Raw genomic sequence first — 18,727 nt, 5'->3', positions numbered from 1 at the left:
TCTAAATGGTTAATAATAGCTAAGAATTGAAAATCCGAGATCTTTTATGGATCAACTACAACTTCATTATCTTCAATTAGAATTATATAGTCGTTATTTTTCTTTTTAAAAACAGCCATTGCTTTCGCCTCCTATTAAAATGAGCGTTTAATTTAAAATTTCTAAAAACATCCCGCACGCATATTAATTATGATAAAAGTAACGAAGATAAGAATTTATTCCATCTAAAATAAACTCCATAACGTGATAACATAAAAATCCCTCCTTTTTTTAATTCAAAATTTTAATCCTATTTATTAAAGAGAAAGATAGCACTCGAAAATCAAATAAACAGTAAAAATAATACTAATGTGGCAACGACACTAACGGTAATCACTGCAATACCAAACAATTTAGTAATTTACCCCTTAACTATCTAAAATATTTTTTTATTTGTTTAGAATTATAACCTCCACAATATACTCTTTTTCTGTATCTCTAATAGTTACAAATGGTATTCCTTGTATTTCATACGCCTTTAGTTCTCCCTTATTTTTTCAATATCTATATCTTTAAATTAAAATTGATAATTATTTTCGCCTAACCATGCCACTATTCCTGACAAAAGAACACCGCTTCACACCGTATACTGTTACTTCTCCTTTCATTAATCTCTCTTTATATAAGAGTCATGAGTAACGTAAAAATCAAAATTTATTCAATTGGTGTAATTTTTTTGTAAAAACCTATATCGTCGGTTCGAATCCGACTAACACCTTTAAAAAAACTCTTTCTCTAAATATAGAGGGAGAGTTTTTTTGTGGAAAAAATGCTATAATGGGAACATGTGTTCTTTTTATGAAAATAAAACTATTCATTCACCTAAAAAAGAATCTAATTCTAATATGGAACAAGATACTCAGCACTCTACTGTTTTGCGTAAAAAAATAGCTTATTTGGGATAATTTTTACCTATATTTGACTCACAATTGCTCCAGCTAAAGCAGTGGTTTGGAAGTCTGCCACAGAAAAAAACTTTGTTCCTGCTTTGTTTTTGCATGTATGCAAGCAAAATTCGCAGGAATTAGCCACGCGAATTTACAGAAAAAACATATTAAAAAAAGAGCGCCGCAGCACTCCTTTTGGTTTATTTTAATATACAGTGGCTTTTCTTGCCCTCTTCATTTGTTCCAATTTTCTTGATCTTTTTTATACGCATCTATACGATTATTTTGTTCAAATTTTTTGAGGTAGATAGCATGATTCTGTTGTTTTTCCTTAAAGACATTGGTGGTTTGTATTTTCTTTTCTAACATTTTTCCAATCGACACATATATCATCTCCCCTCTATAACTATCAAAAATATTTCGCCAGACAATCAAAATATCCCATACCGAGTGTAGTATGAGATATGGTTATAAGGGTGTTATTTTCTATACACCTGTCCTCTATTATCAACTTTCAATACATTGACCACAAGTTTCTGGTCAATAATATCGAAAATAATTCTAAAGTTAGCAACTCTTTTTCTATAAGCCTTGTCACCTTTTAACTTCTTAACATCTTTTGCTCTATAGGGGTTTTCAGACAATTCCAGCATAGCATTTCTAAGTCTTTTCTTGGTGACTTTATCTTGCTTATCAATAAATTTTTTAGCTTGTTTGGAGAAAATAATATCGTACATTACTAATCCAGCTCCCCAAACACTTCATCAAATGAATAAGACTCTCCATTTTCAATTTCTTTTCGTGCGATTTCCAATTCTTTTTTGTCTTCATCGCTCACGGTTTCTTCGCCGATCATTTTTTCAAACAAATCTGCAGCTTTTGGTAATTTATCTTCTGGAAGGTCATCAATTAATTTGTGTAACATTTCGCGATTATGATCAAAGATGTGACTCATTTCTATCACCTCATTTATTTATATTTTATCATATATTCTTTTGTTATTCCAAAGTAGGTTTTGAAAACTAAACTAAAGGCGAGGGATTTTTTTAAGCCACAGAAAAAACTTTGTTCCTGCTTTGTTCCTTTTTGGGGTCAAAATGTTCCTTTTTCGCCCGAAATGTTCCTTTTTTTAATCGTTTTTGCATATATGCAAGTAATTTTTCTTTAAAAACCGCTTTTTTCACCACACGAACATATGTGTCTTTTTGCATACACGCAAGTGATTTACACCTATTTGTTCCTTATTTGGCTCAAATGTCCCTCCAATGTCCCTGGTTTTTCACAGCAGAAAGGAACAGATGAATGCCAGTGTACCAATGGGGCACGCAATTATGTTCCTTTGTTCCTTCTTTTCTCTAAGAAAATACTATAAAAAGTAGTATATGTACATGTGTGTGTTATATATATAAGTTTCTCGAAAAAACCAGGAACAAAGGGACATTTTTTGAATTTGTGTTATTTTGGCGTGTGAAGTCGTGCAATCTACTGAATTATTACTCAATTTTAACGAAACTTAGTCAAGGATTCTCCCTCCTCAACCGACAGGTAGGTGGGGGAGGAATTGCCAATTAAATGGTGAACGGCTCATACTTGATGATTCTTGCTTTTATCTGTTTAGCTTTCCTTGGTTTGCATGGCATCAGAGCCTCACCATGCTTGTTGATCACGAATACGAGCATAGCGTATTCCCTCTTACATATAAGAGTTTGTTTCCCTTCGCCAATGTTAGAATGTGTTGGCAACATCTCAAAGCGAGATGGCTTACGGTTGACTGCTTCTTCCCATAGAAACTGTTTACAGAGCCGCCATAGAGCGTGGGACTAGGGAATCATCCCACGGTATGCAACATTCTAACGTAGTCAGTTAAGCCTTAGGCTAGACAACTAGGGCTTTTAACAAGCCCCCACTTCAAGTCTTATAGACTTAGTGGTGGGTAGTTGACTTGTTGATCTTTTGCTCTATTTTTTCAAGGTGTGACTGGTATTTGATGTCCGGTTCGTAGACCGAAACCTCGACCAGTCCCTCTGATAAAATTAGTTCCTGGTACATTTGGCCGTTTTCCAGGTATACATAAGCGAGTAGCCGGTCGTACGGATCACGCTCCGATACGTCTTGTTCTAAATAAACCGTTTCTCCTTCCAGTAAATCTTTCGTAAAGTCAGCAGCTTCGTCACCGTAGGGTTCAGCTTCACAAGCCGACGGACTAGATTTATGGCAGATCTCTGGCGCATTGACCAATATCGGTCGTATGCGCTCTGTTTTTCCGTTTTCCAGTTTCACATCGAAGGTATCTCCATCAACAACATAAGTTACCACACCTTTTTGATAATCACCCCCGCTTAATTCTTCTGGTGGTGTTTCTGCTGTTAGACTATCTGTAATTTGATTACATGCGCTTAGTAAAAATAACTTTTGTCAGACTGGTTTCTTTTTGTTCCGTAAATATTCTATTGCCCTAAAAATGTATGTATTTTAGCTAGGCAATCTTCAACGATTTCTTCTGGAGCTTGTCCTTTTATTTTTAACTTTCTGGTATTCCAATCTACGCTTTTTACTTTGTCAGTGAGTATAACTCCTGACACAGCTAAACTGTCAGGAAGCGCAACTTCATAACCCCAGCCCCTGACGGTTTTTGTAATTGGGCACAGAACAGTAAATCCTGTGATTTGATTGAATTGTTTAGGGGATAGGACAATCGCAGGTCTTATACCAGCCTGTTCACGTCCTGATTGCGCATCGAAATCCACATATACAAGATCGCCGCGTTCTGGTGCTACCATTAGATTAATTCCTCCCCCTTTATTCCGAAATCAATTTCTTGATGACGATGCTCTGGTTTGCATTGATTTAATAATTCATCTAAGGAATATTCTTTTTTATTCTTAATCGGTGTCAAAATGATTTGTCCTTTTTGATCCAGAGTAATTGTCATTTCTGTTCCTTGATTAATATTTGCTGAATCAGCCATGTCTTTTGGAATTCTAACCCCTAAACTATTACCCCATTTTGATACAGTAGCGGTTGCAGTCATTTTCGGCACCTGCCTTTTGTTTAATTTCGTATTTCTATTATTCATTATAACACGCCCCTAACCAATTGTATATCCATGGTATATACAAAAATTTAAGAAAGATTACTCTTGATTTCTGTACAGAATCTTATGTTATACAATGTACATAAATGCTTGCTGCACACAAGATGTACAAGGGGCGCACCGCATTCTTACAAACATACTTATGGTGTGTACATTACGTGAAAAAGGAACCGATACGGACGGAAATCCGCATCGGTTTTTAATAGTTGATGTGATTAGGCAATCAGTAAACCAGTCATCTCAATAAACTTTGAAACTACTGGTTTGTTTGTTAACGACGCACAATCATTCTCAATTTAAATTTGCGGAAGAAATATCGCCTTTTATTGCATCATGAATTTGTTTCAATCAAAATTACATATATGGTTTTTCAATCTATTAGAGATACTTAGTTGTTCAATAATGGCGTCAGTTAATAATTTTTCTTCTTCTGGTGTTAATTCATTTTCAACTAAGCATTTCGTAAAACTAGCTTGTAACTCCCTTGATTTACAATAACATTGAAAAAACGTAGAGTTGTTCATTTTTCATCCCTCACTTATTTAGTTCTCTTATTGTACTTAGAAGCTCTGATATAACTTTTTCTAAGTTCTCTATTTTCTTTTCAAATCGTACAAATAAATAAACGGTTATCATAATAGGGAACCCAAAGTTACCTAAAATATTAACTAAAGAAGCGATTTCATTTTCCATTACCTATATACCTCCTAAATGAGTAAAGATCATCCTTTTTCACAATCAATAAATTCAAAAAAGGAAGGAGCTTCTAGTGCTTTAAACTTCACCATTTTTTCAAGTATCTTGATTGCAATTTCCTGTTCCAAATCGCTTCTTTCTTGATAGGTCGTATTTCGCAAGTTCTTTTTAATTGTTGGTTCAAATATTGAGAGTATTTGTATTAAGTCCCCATTTTCAACTGCCTCTAATAAATTACTGCTATTCAATATATCACCTCACTAACACGTTTTTTATCTTTTTTAATGCAGCTCTATGGTTATAGGAAACGGTCTGTTCCGACTTACCTAGCACCTCAGCAACTTCTTTATTTTTTAGTCCGTAGCTATAAATCAGTTCTAAAATTCTTAGTTGGGTTGGTTTTAGGTGTTGAAGGCTTTGAAATAAAGATTCGTCTTCTATTTGTTCTAGTAGGCTTTGATGTTTTTCAAACGTATTCACTGTAAGATCCCTTGTTGAGGAGATATAGATATCAAAGATTTGCTGAAAATCTTGTTCAATATTAGAACTTGATTCTTTTTTAAGTGGATAAACAGTTTTATTTTTGTAGTTATTTCGTCTTTTATCATAATCAATGGAGTAAAAGTAGATTAATTTCGATAAATACCCTATAATTTTTATTCCTTTATAATAATTTTGGAATGCATTGTCTAATTTTTTTTTATTTTCCTCGTCACTAGGATCTTCTAATACTTTTTTAAGAAGAATGTAATTGTTCTCATCTTTTAAGAAATTCCGAATAACGGGCTGGTTCATTTTAGATTTGCATTTTTTAACAAGTTCTAATTCTTTCACAAAATCACCTCCTATTATATAAAGAGATAGGAGTTTTATTTTTATAAAAAGAACATATGTTCCTATTATAACATTTCTCCCCTTAAAAGAAACCCTTACTCTGTATTTAAAGAAAGTGACTTTTAAAAAAAGCCGTAATTAGGACGCTCACCGATTTTATTAATTTTTTTTACTGTTTTTTTTGATTTTCGATGGATATCTTTCTCTTTAATAAATAGAATTACAATTTTAAATTGAAAAAGGAGAGATTTTTTGCCAACACGTTATGAAGTTTATTCAAGGCGTCGACACGGCGCTACAAGAAAGAGGAATGTTCATACTGCTTATACGTATGCTGCCCTTTCACATAACAACATCGCTATGCCTGTCTATAAGTCTATAATTGAGGACTATGTTGGAAACTTGTATGGATGTAGATATTCGATTACAGCGTAGAGTTTCAGCTAAGGTCTTTGAAACAGTAGGAGCTCGACTTAATAAAAAGGTATGTGACTATAGGGTAGTCCAGGTCGCGTAGATGTAACCTTTAAAATGTTCGTAAGACAGGTAAACCTATGCGTATCGTATGGAGGCTAGATGGAATAAATTCTCATTCTTGTTACTTTTACCATGATTAGTAAGCATGTAGGGTCATTTTAAAAAGTTTAAATTAAACACTCATTTTAATAGGAGGTGAAATCAATGGTTGTTTTAAAAAAAGGCGATTATGTAATTTTAATTGAGGATAATGAAGTAGCAGTTGATCCATAAAAAATCACGGATGGTCAATTCTTAGCTATTATTAACCATTTAGATGGGGAAAATGAGCTTCTTGAAGCAGAATTATTTTACCATACAGAAGAAAAAGAAGTAGATGCGTTTTTAGATTCTCTTAAAGAGGTTAACTATTAAAAATATCAATTGGTTGAAGATCTATTTATTACAAAGGAGTAAGCAAAAAGCAGAAAGATGGACGATTTGTTATTGGTAACCATCTTCCCTACTTTTACTTTACCTTTTTTATAAGAGTTAAATACTCAAAAACAAGGAGGAGTTCAGCATGGATAAAATGGTATTAGAAGTGCAAAAGTGGCTAAACAAAACGTACAAAGGGAAAAATGGGTATAAAACTATTCCGGAAAATGGAAAAACAGGTAACACAACAGTAGGGGCTCTTATTATTGGTTTACAAATAGAGCTTGGTATACCAAATCCGGTACCAACATTTGGCCCGGCTACGTCTAGAAAATTTCCTGGTTTAGCGAAACAGGGGAAAAATGAAAAACCAAATAATCTAATTAAAATCCTACAAGGTGGATTCTGGTGTAAAGGTTATAATCCAGGTGGTTTCTCAGGTAATTTCTTTGAAGGCACGGAGAAGAAGGTTAAGGAATTTGAAAGTGATGTTGGAATTGAACCGACTGGATTTGTTGATTCGAAACTTATGAAAGCCATACTTAATACAGATGGGTTCAGATACAATGATAAATACCCAGAGTATATTAGAGGGGTAGCATTTAAATAGGGAGTATAGCCAATATTTTGATTATATTCCGACAAACGCTCATTATGAAAGAAAGACAAATACCGCGCTTATTTATGCGTTACAGCATGAGATTGGAATAGGTCATATTGCTAACGGAAATTATGGTCCTTCTACAATTGCTAATACACCGACCTTAAAATTGGAGAATAAGAACACAAAGCAAAACCAAGTTCTACAAATGGCTTTAGCAGTAAATCAATATCTTGAAACAAACTACTTTACAGGCGTATATGACACGGCGGTCTATACCGCAGTTAAAAGATTTCAAGAATTTATGACCTTACCTGCTACTGGGACAGCTGACATGCCAACAATTAAACAACTTTTAACTAGTAATGGCTATACAGGAAGAAGCGCCCCTGCATGTGATGCATCAACAATTGTAGATCGTGAAAAAGCACAAACTCTTGTAGATCATGGTTATAAAATTATAGGGCGTTATTTAACGGGGACGGTTGGAGGAACTCGTTCGAAAGCAATGACGGACTCCGAGTTAAAAATCTTAGAGGAATTTGGAATAAAAGTATTCCCAATTTACCAAGATGGAGGTTACTACCCAGAGTATTTCAACTATGAACAAGGGTTTAGTGACGGGTTTAAAGCTATGGCTGCAGCTGAAAGACTAGGTTTTGGTTATAATACGACTATTTATTTTGCCGTAGATTTTGATGCGTATGGATTCCAAATTACTAATTTAATACTGCCGTATTTAATCGGTGTAAGACAGGCTCTTGATACCACAGGAGGAGAAGCTGGCATAAATAAATTTAAGTTAGGTGTATATGGACCAAGAAGTGTTTGTATTCAAGCAGATCAAGATTCTCGTATAAAAGCAGACAATAGTTTTGTTGCAAATATGTCTACAGGTTTTAGTGGAAATCTAGGTTATACAATGCCTCGCAACTGGGCGTTTAGTCAATTTTATGAGTATACTATTGGTAGTGGTAGCGGTGCTATTGGTATTGATAAAAATGATTACTCAGGTAGAGATAAAGGTGTAAGTAAGGTTGACCCTCCAGGTGAAGACCCAATGAGACGACTTCTTTATAATGAAATGATGGATTTAGGTCGACTTTTACCTGGCTTTTTCACTGATCCAAGTATATTCGGTGCGGAATTTGTATTTAATAAAACTTACCCTGTATTACAAAGCCTTTTCTATAATGTATTGGTGGAAACATCTTTAAGCCACTCTTTGGGTGGAGAAAATGCGACTTATGTTTCTGTATCTAATGGAGAAATCAGTTATGACTTAAAGGATATCATCGGAGATGAGTTTATTGGGAAATTAAGTGCATCTAGAAGAAAATCATATGAAAATCAACTAAGTGGCTTAGCTGCTACCATTGGAAATGGTTATATAGAATTTACTGCATATATGGATGGTATGAAGCAAGTTTCTAAAATAACTGCTTATAAAGAAGAAATACGTATAGATCCGCAAAACAAAATAGGTTTGGCTGTATCTGTTATTTTTGAAGTTATTCCGACAAGTACAGCTAGCCCTGAGTTTGAGCGATTAAAAGAGGTGGCACAAGAAGCTGCAGCGATTTCATTTGTGACATTAGGTGCAGTAACTGCATTACGAATTATAGCAACAGCTGCAAGATTTGGAGGACCGCTAGGGTATGCGGCTAGTGTAATAGCTGCATTAATATTAGGAGAAATAGAGGATATGGAAGCTGAACCTTCAGCGTAAAAAAAAGAGAGAGGGGGTTAATTTCCCCCTCTTTTTTCTAGATTTTCACTTAAGAACTGGTCTACTTCCTCTGTTTTGTCTTCAGTCTTGATAACGTAAACAAAGTTAATATTATCGACATAAACAAAGAAATGATTTCCTTCTTGGCTATAATAGTCTATTTCTTCCCAATTATTTGATGAGTTTTTTTCTTTTTTTGGATCATGGGGAAATAAAGTAGCATGGATCCCGTCTTCAGAGATGGTTGTATGGTGCTCACCTAATAGACCTATATTTTCTTTTGTTAAACGTCTATTTGTACTTTTTATAAGATCCTTTTTTTGCTGCTGCAAAGAAAGGATAGGCGTTATGATGAAGCCAATAAAAACTAAAATTAAATAAAAATCCAAGCCTCTGCCCATCACGAGAGTAGGAAAATAACTTAAAATAAGGGTAAGAACTAAAGCGCCTATGACCGTCCACTTTTTAGCTCGCTTAGCCCTCGTGCTGTTTTCGTAATAATTTTCAGCTAACTTCTGAATATCTCCGTGGTTTAAGGTATAACTTAATTCAATTTTTCTCATAAACCCTCCGCTTTTAAGATTCTTTATGCTAATTATTTTAAGTCAATTAGGTTACAAAGTCTATATGATTTATATGCTAATTTTTTAAAAAAAGTTCGAGTTAACCCTAAAATAAATGAATAACATATTAAGATTTAAAACGAACAGAAGCTTCTGTCTGTGTTGCATAGTCACAGTAAGTATGAGATTTTAAAGCATTTCGGGAATGAAATCGCCCTATATTTTCCGAATTATGTAGGAATAATCGGGAGCGGTTTCTATGTTGATGAAGAATTACTATACGTGCGTCATTTTGACCAACAGATTAATCTGTTGGTCTTTCGTTGTCGTTTTTCGACAGTAGATATAATTTTTGAGATATGCAGAGAAAAACTATATCACCGCAACCTCTCACCAAAACCCCTGTTTCAGTTTAACATGTTCATAGTTCGCATTGTAAACACGATCCATTTCTTTAAGTTGAATTATATTTTCTATAAAGCCATTCTCTTGTAAATCCTGTTTGATTTGTTTCTTTAACGCTTCTTTTTGCGAATTGGTTTCCAGATAATCTTTCCAGCTACTCATTACCACATCATCCCTTATTGACGTATTTGCAGCCATTGGGCAAGTATTTGATCGATTTGTTTAAAATCTTTACTCATTTTTTTCATGTTATATGCTATTTCCCCTGTATCATGTTGGCTTTTTCGTAGTTTTTCCAGAAGATGTTCAAATTCATTTATATCAATTAATAGTGGTGTACCATCACTTTCAACATCCACTAGTTCACGAAAAATGTCATCGACATGAGCAGGGTTTAATATCTTTAAATTCTCCATTTAACGCCCGTTCTTGATCTTCTTTGGATAACAGATCAAACACGTCAGCTGAAGCAAACGTAATAGCGTTTGAGTCATGTTTGACAGCGAAATATTGGGCAAGTCCTCCACCTAGAGAATGTCCTGTAAATACGATGTTGTTTGCTCCATGTTTCTTTACATATTTTCCAACAATAGGTACAGCTTCTGTAAATTGATTTTTGTTCGTATACGTGAGGGTTTTATCTTGGAGTTAAGTTTCGCTTTACCCGTTGTTAAAGCAGCGTCTTGAGATGGAGTTCCTAAATAAGGTGTTTTTCCATATTCTCTTTTGGTATAATCGGAATCACCAAGAATAATTCCAGGAAGATTTTCTTCATAATCTTTAAGAGAATCTGGTTCTGTCCCCTGGAAATGATAACGATTTCATTTGTGTCGGGATTTTGGAGCACATAACCATCTAATCCAGTATCAGGGCTTTTAATGGTTTCAACTTTTTCCCAAACTTGTTTTTTAGTTGTTGATTGAATGGAAATTCTTTTTTGAATTTTCCTGTAAGACAGATTGGAAATTTTAGAAGCAGCTTTGTCTGTTATACTATGAGAATTCACCATCATTTTATCCTCCATCTTTTGATATTAGTTAATCAGTTAGGATGTGATACGAATGAAAAAACTTTTCATTTCGGCAATTTTTATTATCACAATTATACTATTAGGAGGTTGCATTGTGAACTCAAATCATGAAGATTTTGACGATGAAACAATTCGTAAAGCTGAAGAATCAGTTGAAAGTTTTTTAAAAAATAACTATAAAGATATCCGTACAGTAGATTTTAAAAAAGGTGATTATAGTGCTCCTATGGGAGGAATGGTAATTAGCGGAATCGTTAATAATAATAAAGAAGCGACTTTCTCTATCGACATTGATTATCAAAGTAACTTTAGAGTTGGCGCGATATCCGAAGGGAATGAATTTCCTGAAATAAAAGAGGAATGCAAAGAAAAAACATGTGATTATTAAAAAAGTTAAATTAACAAAAGTAAAAGTAGATATACTTTTTGCATACGATTTCTATACGTCAATAATCTGCATGATATAGATATAACATAATTGAGGGGAGTATATCACTTTTTTGTCTCAGTTTTTTTATTTGCCAAAATAAAGTTGTATAATTGGGATAACCAAAAATTATTCTGTCATACAGCTTTAATTTGAACGTGATTAAGCGCTGTGCTATAATGAGCATACAGTCAGTAATACGTTTAAAGTGTTTGTGTACGGTAGTCGCATTGACCTTTGGTGTAGGTTCGTCGCGTCATCCCTTTTCGTGAGAATATAGCCCCGTTCCTATTGGAGCGGGGCATTCTTGTGTGGTGGGTTACCTCTTTATTCTTCCTTGATTTTAACGAAACTTAGTCAAGGATTCTCCCTCCTCAACCGACAGGTAGGAGGGGGAGGAATTGCTGCCAATTAAATGGTGAACGGCTCATACTTGATGATTCTTGCTTTTATCTGTTTAGCTTTCCTTGGTTTGCATGGCATCAGAGCCTCACCATGCTTGTTGATCACGAATACGAGCATAGCGTATTCCCTCTTACATATAAGAGTTTGTTTCCCTTCGCCAATGTTAGAATGTGTTGGCAACATCTCAAAGCGAGATGGCTTACGGTTGACTGCTTCTTCCCATAGAAACTGTTTACAGAGCCGCCATAGAGCGTGGGACTAGGGAATCATCCCACGGTATGCAACATTCTAACGTAGTCAGTTAAGCCTTAGGCTAGACAACTAGGGCTTTTAACAAGCCCCCACTTCAAGTCTTATAGACTTAGTGGTGGGTAGTTGACTTGTTGATCTTTTGCTTTTTGCTCTATTTTTTCAAGGTGTGACCGAAACCTCGGCCAGTCCCTCTGATAAAATTAGTTCCTGGTACATTTGGCCGTTTTCCAGGTATACATAAGCGAGTAGCCGGTCGTACGGATCACGCTCCGATACGTCTTGTTCTAAATAAACCGTTTCTCCTTCCAGTAAATCTTTCGTAAAGTCAGCAGCTTCGTCACCGTAGGGTTCAGCTTCACAATCCGACGGACTAGATTTATGGCAGATCTCTGGCGCATTGACCAATATCGGTCGTATGCGCTCTGTTTTTCCGTTTTCCAGTTTCACGTCGAAGGTATCTCCATCAACAACATAAGTTACCACACCTTTTTGATAATCACCCCCGCTTAATTCTTCTGGTGGTGTTTCTGCTGTTAGACTATCTGTAATTTGATTACATGCGCTTAGTAAAAATAACTTTTGTCAGACTGGTTTCTTTTTGTTCCGTAAATATTCTATTGCCCTAAAAATGTATGTATTTTAGCTAGGCAATCTTCAACGATTTCTTCTGGAGCTTGTCCTTTTATTTTTAACTTTCTGGTATTCCAATCTACGCTTTTTACTTTGTCAGTGAGTATAACTCCTGACACAGCTAAACCGTCAGGAAGCGCAACTTCATAACCCCAGCCCCTGACGGTTTTTGTAATTGGGCACAGAACAGTAAATCCTGTGATTTGATTGAATTGTTTAGGGGATAGGACAATCGCAGGTCTTATACCAGCCTGTTCACGTCCTGATTGCGCATCGAAATCCACATATACAAGATCGCCGCGTTCTGGTGCTACCATTAGATTAATTCCTCCCCCTTTATTCCGAAATCAATTTCTTGATGACGATGCTCTGGTTTGCATTGATTTAATAATTCATCTAAGGAATATTCTTTTTTATTCTTAATCGGTGTCAAAATGATTTGTCCTTTTTGATCCAGAGTAATTGTCATTTCTGTTCCTTGATTAATATTTGCTGAATCAGCCATGTCTTTTGGAATTCTAACCCCTAAACTATTACCCCATTTTGATACAGTAGCGGTTGCAGTCATTTTCGGCACCTGCCTTCTATTTAATTTCTTATTTCTATTATTCATTATAACACGCCCCTAACCAATTGTATATCCATAGTATATACAAAAGTTTGAGAAAAATTACCTTTGATTTTACTTTTCTATCTTGATTGATGATCACTGATGGGACAATGCCAATATAGTTTTTTTAGCGATTAACCTTTATAATTAGGGTTATAATTGAAAATGGGAGCGATTTGTTTTGGTGAAAAAAGTGTTTAAATAGCTTTGAAATAAGCCTATCCTTATAGAGAGTTTTTATTTATATTTTACGTCACATTCTATAAATACAGTGCTGAAATTCATGATAGACTTATTGCATTAAAGATCCTAATGATAGAAGTTTTTTAAATACAAAATTTTTATATTCAACTAAATGTTTAAAAACCTTGCAATAAAGCCTAATAAACTCCACGAACGACAATATAATCAACACTGATGATAAACTAAAAAAACATTCCCTATAGTAAAGCTTTTATTAATGTTTTTATTAAAAATGGCAGATGAAAGTCAGAATAGTATTGATTGGTTAAAGGAAATTGGAAAAATCGTTTCGTTAACAATGAGTATTTAATACGAATCTAGGATGTGGCTATTATGACTATTATAAAAATATTGATTATTGAAGATGACTTATCCTTATCTAACGGGGTAGCTATCGCTTTAAAAAACAGTGAATTTACCATTATACAGGCACGAGATTTGAATTCTGCTCGGATGGAAATCCAAAAGACGACCTTTGATTTAATTATTTTAGATATTAACTTGCCAGATGGAAGCGGACTGGATTTTCTGAAGGAATTGCGCAAATTCTCTGCAATTCCTGTGATTATGTTGACTGCCAAAGATATGGAAACAGATGTGGTTACTGGCTTTGAATTTGGGGCAGACGATTATATAACTAAGCCCTTTAGCTTGATGATCCTACGCGCAAGGGTTCGGGCTCAGTTAAGAAAAGTATCCGCCATCTCCATAGAACCCATACAAATTGACGGTTTTTCCTTTTCTTTCACAAAAATGGAATTTTCAAAATATGGTGTACCTATTGAACTTAGCAAGACCGAGCAAAAATTGCTCCGTTGTTTACTTGAAAATAAAGGTCATACTATGGAACGATCGCAACTGATCGATATCATTTGGACGGACGGCGCTGATTATGTGGACGAGAATGCTCTCTCGGTTACGGTCAAACGTCTGCGTGATAAGCTGGAAGATATACCATCGTCTCCCAAGTATATTAAAACGGTTTATGGTATTGGCTACACCTGGGCGGTGACATGATGTCTCAATGGCTTATTATGTTTGGAATTGCAGTAGTTACTGGCATTGCCTTTGCCATCCCTGTTATTCTTCTGTACCGGAGAAGAATGCGCCAACTTTTGAGTTCAATGGATGATATGTTGAACAGTGCAATCGATGACGATTTCAGCGAAGGTTGTTTTGATGAGTCTGCTTTGTCGGCTGTAGAGACAAAACTGGCTCGTTTTTTGGCATTTTGTGCAGTCTCCTCCAAGAATCTGACTAATGAAAAAGAAAACATCGAAAGCCTGATTTCAGATATTTCTCACCAGACGAAGACGGCTGTCGCCAATATTCTTTTGTATACGCAACTTCTTGAGGAAGAACGTCTGCCGCAAGACTGTGTGGAGTATGTAAATACCCTTTCAGCACAGGCTAAAAAGTTGGATTTTCTCATTCAGGCGCTGGTAAAAACCTCTCGTTTGGAGAGTGGTATTATTACCGTTCAACCACAAAGAGACAGTGTGCAGAAATTACTCGAAAGGGCCATCACACAGGTTTCCCCAAGAGCAAAAGAGAAAGAGATTACCATTCAATTAGAATCAACTGATGGGATAGCTTATTACGATCCTAAATGGACAATTGAAGCAGTGTACAACGTTCTTGATAACGCGGTGAAATATTCCCCAATGCAAGGCAGCATTAAAATCAAAACTATACCCTATGAGTTGTTTTTTCGTATCGATATCACCGACCAAGGTATAGGTATCACAGAGGATGAACAAAGTAAAATATTTACCCGTTTTTATCGTTCTTCCGCGACAAACGTTCAAGAGGGCATGGGCCTCGGTCTGTTCCTGGCAAGAGAGATTCTCTCAACTGGAGGCGGGTATATTAAGGTTGCCTCAAAGCTGGGACAAGGCTCTACCTTTTCTATCTTTCTTGCAGCTGGAGAAAAGTGATTCTTTCAAAACTGTTAGATTTGAGAAAGAATGTGGAAAGGGTTTTTTGGTATGGTGTTTATATCATAAAAGAATGCATACAGACTATTGTTGTGGAGGAACCGATGATGACCATATTAAAAACAATGAATTTAAAAAAGATTTATACAAACGGAGCAACGTCCGTCCATGCGCTGAACAACGTAAATTTATCGGTAGAGCGAGGGGAATTTGTCGCGGTGGTTGGCACCTCGGGTAGTGGAAAGTCTACCTTGCTCCATATGCTCGGCGGTCTAGATCGCCCGACCAGCGGAACCGTAACAGTAGATGGAAAGGATATTTTTTCTTTGAAAGAGGAAGCACTGACGATTTTTCGACGCCGCAAGGTTGGTTTTGTCTTTCAAAGTTTCAATCTTGTTCCCATACTGAATGTTTATGAGAATATTGTCCTCCCCATTCAATTAGATGGTAATAAACCGGATAAAAGCTATGTGAATCAAATTATCCAGACACTGGGACTTGATGACAAATTGCAAAGATTGCCGAGCCAACTTTCCGGAGGACAACAACAACGGGTTGCCATCGCAAGGGCATTGGCCACAAAACCAATCATTGTCCTCGCCGATGAGCCGACCGGAAATCTGGATAGCAAGACCAGTCAAGACGTAATTGGACTTTTAAAAGTGACCGGGGAAAAATTTAGCCAGACCATTGTCTTGATCACTCACAATGAAGAACATGCTCAGCTTGCAGATCGAATTATCCGCATTGAAGATGGAAAAATCTTAGGCGGTGATCGGGTATGATTCGAGTAAAAAACAAGAAGATAATCCGCAAATTGGCAAGAAGGAATTTTCGATCATCCAAAGTACGCAACGTGTTCGCTGTGATGGCGATTGCCCTAACTACACTTCTATTCACTAGTTTATTTACGCTGGGATCTGGCATGATAAAAAGTACGCAACGTGCCGATATGGTTATGTCAGGCGGTGATGGCCACGCGAGAATAGAAAATATGACCGAATCAGAGTATCGCACCATAGAACGCCATCCTTTAATACAAGAAATGTCTTATATTCGAAAACTTGCCGATAGTGTGGACAATGCTGCCCTGACCAAGAGACAGACAGATTTTTGGTATTACGATGATCTCCAATTGAAATATTTATTTATTGAACTCACAAGTGGGCATAAACCGCAAGAGGAAAAAGAGATTATTACTGATACGAAGACGCTGGAACTGCTGGGCATTCCGCAAAAGCTTGGTACTCCGCTTACATTGGAGCTCACCATTAATAATGACAAGGTTATACGTGAATTTGTACTGGCTGGTTGGTGGGAAAGCCACCCCGGTGTTCCAGTTGGAACTATCATTTCTTCTCGCGCCTATATGGATGCGCATTTGGGGGAACTGGAAAGCACTTATCGCCAAGACCAATCAAAAACTGGAAGCATCACAGGAAATTTAAAGTTTGCAAACAGTAAAAATATTAATGAAAAATTGGAAACTGTGTTGATCGATAGTGGTTTTTCCATGAATATAAATTCGCAAAATTACTTGAACGCAGGTACCAATCCAATTTATTTGTCTAAAAGTACATCAGCAGGCTTTGGAACAATTCTTCTATTGTCTAGTATCCTAGTGCTGTTTATGCTCACAGGCTATCTGATTATCTTTAACATCTTTCAAATCTCCGTTATGCGTGATATTCGCTTTTACGGACTATTGAAAACAGTAGGTACTACAGGACGACAGCTTCGTGCAATCATTAGACGACAAGCTTGGGGGCTCTCGTTGGTTGGCATTCCGCTAGGGCTTTTTGGTGGCTTTTTCGTGGGCAGGTCAATGGTACCTACGCTGATTGAGCAGTCTCAGCTTGCAGGAAGCAAGGCGGTTGTATCTGCAAACCCGCTCATATTTGTAGCAGCCATCATGTTTACGCTGGCTACCGTGTTCATCAGCATTCGGAAACCGTTGAAAATGGCAGCAAAGATATCCCCGGTAGAGGCAGTTAGTTATACGAATACTAATTCCGTCAGTCGTAAGAAAAAAACAAAAAAATCCAGTAACAGCGGTACCCCACGAAGAATGGCATTGAATAACCTCGGAAGAAACAAGAAGCATACAGTTTTGGTGATTCTAAGCCTTTCTCTGAGCATTGTGTTGACCAATACAATTTTTAATTTCTCGCAAAGCGTGGACGTGGACAAAGCTCTCCAAAATGCTAGCGATTCTGATTTTCGCATCGGTCATATCGATCTGTTCAATTACAAGTATAAAGGCAAAGAAGAAAGTGCACTTAGTGAGAGCTTAATTGCCGCTGTAGAGAAACAAGAAGGGTTTGAAACGGGAGGGCGCCAGTACGGTAGTCCAGCCACATATAAAAGCGAAACGACTAGGCAGACAGTCAACCAACGATTGGATGGTTCCTTTTCCACGAATTTAATTGGTCTTGACGAATTTTCCTTTTCTCGTCTAGAATTGCTGGATGGTGAATTGGATAGAGAAAAGCTTGCGAACGGGAAGTATATTCTGGAGGGTGTATGGTCAGACACTCGTGGTAATTTGGATGAGAGTAGTATGAATCACAGTGTAGGCGATCAAGTCAAGCTAAACTACGGAGGCAACACGATAGAAGTAACAGTAATCGGTCATATCATCGCAAACGAGACAAACACTTATGATTGGGTAGGATCCGGATTCTTTCTTCCAGGGGAAATGTACAAAAAACTTACTGGCAATACCCATGCTATGAGCTATGTCTTCGATGTTGCAGAGGATGAGGAAGGTGACATGGAACGCTTTTTGAAGTGGTACACGAATAGCATCGAGCCATCGATGAATTATAAATCCAAATTAACCGTTACGGCAGGACTTACTGATATACAGGATACGATCATGCTGATTGGCGGTACGCTTGCACTCATCATTGGAATCATCGGAGTGCTAAATTTTATTAATATTATTTTAACCAGTGTTCTGATCCGTCGCAGAGAATTTGCTGTACTGCGAAGTATTGGTATGACCAAACAGCAGCTATTGAAAATGCTTTGCTTTGAGGGAGGTTATTATGCGGCTTGGACAGTAGCAGTTTCTATCCTGTTAAGCATTGGCAGTTCATTATTGATTGTACGTCCACTAAGTGCGCAAATTTGGTTCCTAACCTTCCATTTTAATTTCTGGCCATTGGTCATTATTTTGCCGCTCATTTTTGTGATAGGGATTTTAATTCCATATATCATATATCACGCAACAAAACAGCAGAGTATCGTGGAGCAACTGCGAATTGAAGGGTATTGAAAAATGAATACCCTTCAATATTCCTTGTAGTGTGATCGGATTATTCACCGTTTTTTTAGAAAGTAGGTATTCAACATAAGAAGCACTAGCCTTTATTTAAGCACACCGCATGGGTGAAGTAATTAGGACCGCTTATAATAATAATCAGAAAAGGTAGAGGCAATATGAGAA

26 protein-coding genes are annotated in these 18,727 nt (G+C 36.5%); 7 read left to right on the top strand and 19 right to left on the bottom strand.

What is annotated here, in order from left to right; translation table 11 throughout:
- Positions 1-1,160: 1,160 nt before the first annotated feature.
- The 11 genes from BKP57_RS22535 to BKP57_RS15745 form a co-directional block, all read right to left on the bottom strand.
- The gene (locus BKP57_RS22535) at positions 1,161-1,310 is read right to left on the bottom strand and encodes a hypothetical protein (protein WP_157858472.1); all 150 of its coding nucleotides are present in this window, start codon (positions 1,308-1,310) and stop codon (positions 1,161-1,163) included.
- A 95-nt stretch (positions 1,311-1,405) separates the two neighbouring features.
- On the bottom strand, positions 1,406-1,663 hold the full coding sequence (locus BKP57_RS15785; RefSeq protein ID WP_050351909.1) for a type II toxin-antitoxin system RelE family toxin: 258 nt from the start codon (positions 1,661-1,663) through the stop codon (positions 1,406-1,408).
- A gap of 2 nt (positions 1,664-1,665) precedes the next feature.
- Complete coding sequence (locus BKP57_RS15780; RefSeq protein WP_050351908.1) at positions 1,666-1,881, bottom strand: hypothetical protein; 216 nt, start codon at positions 1,879-1,881, stop codon at positions 1,666-1,668.
- Positions 1,882-1,972: 91 nt separating this feature from the next.
- Positions 1,973-2,137 carry a hypothetical protein gene (locus BKP57_RS22245; protein WP_156875357.1) on the bottom strand — a complete coding sequence of 55 codons (165 nt, stop codon included), beginning with the start codon at positions 2,135-2,137 and terminating at the stop codon, positions 1,973-1,975.
- 712 nt (positions 2,138-2,849) lie between these two features.
- Positions 2,850-3,242, bottom strand: a complete 393-nt coding sequence (locus BKP57_RS15775; RefSeq protein ID WP_050351907.1) for a thermonuclease family protein — start codon at positions 3,240-3,242, stop codon at positions 2,850-2,852.
- 131 nt (positions 3,243-3,373) lie between these two features.
- Positions 3,374-3,706 (bottom strand): type II toxin-antitoxin system PemK/MazF family toxin, encoded by a 333-nt coding sequence (locus BKP57_RS15770; RefSeq protein WP_050351906.1) that lies wholly within the window; start codon positions 3,704-3,706, stop codon positions 3,374-3,376.
- The gene (locus tag BKP57_RS15765; protein WP_072741939.1) at positions 3,706-4,002 is read right to left on the bottom strand and encodes an AbrB/MazE/SpoVT family DNA-binding domain-containing protein; all 297 of its coding nucleotides are present in this window, start codon (positions 4,000-4,002) and stop codon (positions 3,706-3,708) included. The genes BKP57_RS15770 and BKP57_RS15765 overlap by 1 nt, the downstream gene beginning before the upstream one ends.
- A 362-nt stretch (positions 4,003-4,364) precedes the next feature.
- Complete coding sequence (locus BKP57_RS15760; RefSeq protein ID WP_050351905.1) at positions 4,365-4,544, bottom strand: hypothetical protein; 180 nt, start codon at positions 4,542-4,544, stop codon at positions 4,365-4,367.
- Between the two features lie 10 nt (positions 4,545-4,554).
- Positions 4,555-4,713 (bottom strand): YvrJ family protein, encoded by a 159-nt coding sequence (locus BKP57_RS15755; RefSeq protein ID WP_072741938.1) that lies wholly within the window; start codon positions 4,711-4,713, stop codon positions 4,555-4,557.
- A 29-nt stretch (positions 4,714-4,742) separates the two neighbouring features.
- Entirely contained in the window at positions 4,743-4,964 is a 222-nt protein-coding gene (locus tag BKP57_RS15750) for a helix-turn-helix domain-containing protein (protein ID WP_128743419.1), read from the bottom strand.
- 4 nt (positions 4,965-4,968) lie between these two features.
- Positions 4,969-5,550, bottom strand: coding sequence for a sigma-70 family RNA polymerase sigma factor (locus BKP57_RS15745; protein ID WP_083547293.1), 582 nt, complete (start codon positions 5,548-5,550; stop codon positions 4,969-4,971).
- A gap of 1,039 nt (positions 5,551-6,589) precedes the next feature.
- On the opposite strand from BKP57_RS15745, the gene BKP57_RS15740 reads away from it, so the two are divergent.
- Positions 6,590-7,054, top strand: a complete 465-nt coding sequence (locus tag BKP57_RS15740) for a peptidoglycan-binding domain-containing protein (protein ID WP_050351902.1) — start codon at positions 6,590-6,592, stop codon at positions 7,052-7,054.
- 199 nt (positions 7,055-7,253) lie between these two features.
- Positions 7,254-8,774 carry a glycoside hydrolase domain-containing protein gene (locus tag BKP57_RS15735; protein WP_072741937.1) on the top strand — a complete coding sequence of 507 codons (1,521 nt, stop codon included), beginning with the start codon at positions 7,254-7,256 and terminating at the stop codon, positions 8,772-8,774.
- 17 nt (positions 8,775-8,791) lie between these two features.
- On the opposite strand, the gene BKP57_RS15730 is transcribed toward BKP57_RS15735, so the two are convergent.
- From BKP57_RS15730 to BKP57_RS15715, 5 genes are all read right to left on the bottom strand, one after another.
- Complete coding sequence (locus BKP57_RS15730; protein WP_050351187.1) at positions 8,792-9,337, bottom strand: hypothetical protein; 546 nt, start codon at positions 9,335-9,337, stop codon at positions 8,792-8,794.
- 390 nt (positions 9,338-9,727) lie between these two features.
- Positions 9,728-9,904 (bottom strand): hypothetical protein, encoded by a 177-nt coding sequence (locus tag BKP57_RS22240; protein ID WP_156875356.1) that lies wholly within the window; start codon positions 9,902-9,904, stop codon positions 9,728-9,730.
- A 14-nt stretch (positions 9,905-9,918) separates the two neighbouring features.
- The gene (locus tag BKP57_RS15725) at positions 9,919-10,158 is read right to left on the bottom strand and encodes a hypothetical protein (RefSeq protein WP_050351188.1); all 240 of its coding nucleotides are present in this window, start codon (positions 10,156-10,158) and stop codon (positions 9,919-9,921) included.
- Complete coding sequence (locus BKP57_RS23460; protein WP_082240897.1) at positions 10,118-10,333, bottom strand: Tle-like phospholipase domain-containing protein; 216 nt, start codon at positions 10,331-10,333, stop codon at positions 10,118-10,120. Before BKP57_RS23460 ends, BKP57_RS15725 begins: the two co-directional genes overlap by 41 nt.
- A 106-nt stretch (positions 10,334-10,439) precedes the next feature.
- Positions 10,440-10,754, bottom strand: coding sequence for a hypothetical protein (locus BKP57_RS15715; RefSeq protein ID WP_156875355.1), 315 nt, complete (start codon positions 10,752-10,754; stop codon positions 10,440-10,442).
- 112 nt (positions 10,755-10,866) lie between these two features.
- On the opposite strand from BKP57_RS15715, the gene BKP57_RS15710 reads away from it, so the two are divergent.
- Positions 10,867-11,160 (top strand): DUF1433 domain-containing protein, encoded by a 294-nt coding sequence (locus tag BKP57_RS15710; RefSeq protein WP_050351190.1) that lies wholly within the window; start codon positions 10,867-10,869, stop codon positions 11,158-11,160.
- Positions 11,161-12,015: 855 nt separating this feature from the next.
- Here BKP57_RS15710 and BKP57_RS15705 read toward each other — a convergent pair.
- The 3 genes from BKP57_RS15705 to BKP57_RS15695 all read right to left on the bottom strand — a co-directional run bounded on the left by BKP57_RS15705 (position 12,016) and on the right by BKP57_RS15695 (position 13,099).
- Positions 12,016-12,339 (bottom strand): thermonuclease family protein, encoded by a 324-nt coding sequence (locus BKP57_RS15705; RefSeq protein ID WP_072741934.1) that lies wholly within the window; start codon positions 12,337-12,339, stop codon positions 12,016-12,018.
- A gap of 131 nt (positions 12,340-12,470) precedes the next feature.
- The gene (locus tag BKP57_RS15700; RefSeq protein ID WP_072741933.1) at positions 12,471-12,803 is read right to left on the bottom strand and encodes a type II toxin-antitoxin system PemK/MazF family toxin; all 333 of its coding nucleotides are present in this window, start codon (positions 12,801-12,803) and stop codon (positions 12,471-12,473) included.
- On the bottom strand, positions 12,803-13,099 hold the full coding sequence (locus BKP57_RS15695) for an AbrB/MazE/SpoVT family DNA-binding domain-containing protein (protein ID WP_072741932.1): 297 nt from the start codon (positions 13,097-13,099) through the stop codon (positions 12,803-12,805). The genes BKP57_RS15700 and BKP57_RS15695 overlap by 1 nt, the downstream gene beginning before the upstream one ends.
- 573 nt (positions 13,100-13,672) lie before the next feature.
- Here BKP57_RS15695 and BKP57_RS15690 point away from each other — a divergent pair.
- The 4 genes from BKP57_RS15690 (at position 13,673) to BKP57_RS15675 (ending at position 18,556) form a co-directional block, all read left to right on the top strand.
- Positions 13,673-14,356 (top strand): response regulator transcription factor, encoded by a 684-nt coding sequence (locus BKP57_RS15690; RefSeq protein ID WP_083547291.1) that lies wholly within the window; start codon positions 13,673-13,675, stop codon positions 14,354-14,356.
- Positions 14,356-15,276, top strand: a complete 921-nt coding sequence (locus BKP57_RS15685; protein WP_156875354.1) for a sensor histidine kinase — start codon at positions 14,356-14,358, stop codon at positions 15,274-15,276. Before BKP57_RS15690 ends, BKP57_RS15685 begins: the two co-directional genes overlap by 1 nt.
- Before the next feature lie 107 nt (positions 15,277-15,383).
- Positions 15,384-16,061 carry an ABC transporter ATP-binding protein gene (locus tag BKP57_RS15680; protein WP_050351192.1) on the top strand — a complete coding sequence of 226 codons (678 nt, stop codon included), beginning with the start codon at positions 15,384-15,386 and terminating at the stop codon, positions 16,059-16,061.
- Positions 16,058-18,556 (top strand): ABC transporter permease, encoded by a 2,499-nt coding sequence (locus tag BKP57_RS15675; protein ID WP_072741930.1) that lies wholly within the window; start codon positions 16,058-16,060, stop codon positions 18,554-18,556. Before BKP57_RS15680 ends, BKP57_RS15675 begins: the two co-directional genes overlap by 4 nt.
- Positions 18,557-18,727 lie beyond the last annotated feature (171 nt).

Origin of the sequence: Virgibacillus sp. 6R, assembly GCF_001895305.1 — a bacterium.
Lineage (GTDB): Bacteria > Bacillota > Bacilli > Bacillales > Amphibacillaceae > Virgibacillus > Virgibacillus pantothenticus.
This window is presented reverse-complemented; position numbering and strand designations above follow the sequence as displayed.

What these genes read in the sequence shown, in the direction of transcription:
- BKP57_RS15785 (WP_050351909.1), bottom strand. Translation starts at nt 1,663, where the DNA reads ATGTACGATATTATTTTCTCCAAACAAGCTAAAAAATTTATTGATAAG.
- BKP57_RS15780 (WP_050351908.1), bottom strand. Translation starts at nt 1,881, where the DNA reads ATGAGTCACATCTTTGATCATAATCGCGAAATGTTACACAAATTAATT.
- BKP57_RS22245 (WP_156875357.1), bottom strand. Translation starts at nt 2,137, where the DNA reads ATGCAAAAAGACACATATGTTCGTGTGGTGAAAAAAGCGGTTTTTAAA.
- BKP57_RS15770 (WP_050351906.1), bottom strand. Translation starts at nt 3,706, where the DNA reads ATGGTAGCACCAGAACGCGGCGATCTTGTATATGTGGATTTCGATGCG.
- BKP57_RS15740 (WP_050351902.1), top strand. Translation starts at nt 6,590, where the DNA reads ATGGATAAAATGGTATTAGAAGTGCAAAAGTGGCTAAACAAAACGTAC.
- BKP57_RS15700 (WP_072741933.1), bottom strand. Translation starts at nt 12,803, where the DNA reads ATGGTAGCACCAGAACGCGGCGATCTTGTATATGTGGATTTCGATGCG.
- BKP57_RS15730 (WP_050351187.1), bottom strand. Translation starts at nt 9,337, where the DNA reads ATGAGAAAAATTGAATTAAGTTATACCTTAAACCACGGAGATATTCAG.
- BKP57_RS15760 (WP_050351905.1), bottom strand. Translation starts at nt 4,544, where the DNA reads ATGAACAACTCTACGTTTTTTCAATGTTATTGTAAATCAAGGGAGTTA.
- BKP57_RS22240 (WP_156875356.1), bottom strand. Translation starts at nt 9,904, where the DNA reads ATGAGTAGCTGGAAAGATTATCTGGAAACCAATTCGCAAAAAGAAGCG.
- BKP57_RS15685 (WP_156875354.1), top strand. Translation starts at nt 14,356, where the DNA reads ATGTCTCAATGGCTTATTATGTTTGGAATTGCAGTAGTTACTGGCATT.
- BKP57_RS15765 (WP_072741939.1), bottom strand. Translation starts at nt 4,002, where the DNA reads ATGAATAATAGAAATACGAAATTAAACAAAAGGCAGGTGCCGAAAATG.
- BKP57_RS15715 (WP_156875355.1), bottom strand. Translation starts at nt 10,754, where the DNA reads ATGATGGTGAATTCTCATAGTATAACAGACAAAGCTGCTTCTAAAATT.
- BKP57_RS15735 (WP_072741937.1), top strand. Translation starts at nt 7,254, where the DNA reads ATGGCTTTAGCAGTAAATCAATATCTTGAAACAAACTACTTTACAGGC.
- BKP57_RS15725 (WP_050351188.1), bottom strand. Translation starts at nt 10,158, where the DNA reads ATGGAGAATTTAAAGATATTAAACCCTGCTCATGTCGATGACATTTTT.
- BKP57_RS15690 (WP_083547291.1), top strand. Translation starts at nt 13,673, where the DNA reads ATGACTATTATAAAAATATTGATTATTGAAGATGACTTATCCTTATCT.
- BKP57_RS15755 (WP_072741938.1), bottom strand. Translation starts at nt 4,713, where the DNA reads ATGGAAAATGAAATCGCTTCTTTAGTTAATATTTTAGGTAACTTTGGG.
- BKP57_RS15695 (WP_072741932.1), bottom strand. Translation starts at nt 13,099, where the DNA reads ATGAATAATAGAAATAAGAAATTAAATAGAAGGCAGGTGCCGAAAATG.
- BKP57_RS15680 (WP_050351192.1), top strand. Translation starts at nt 15,384, where the DNA reads ATGACCATATTAAAAACAATGAATTTAAAAAAGATTTATACAAACGGA.
- BKP57_RS15675 (WP_072741930.1), top strand. Translation starts at nt 16,058, where the DNA reads ATGATTCGAGTAAAAAACAAGAAGATAATCCGCAAATTGGCAAGAAGG.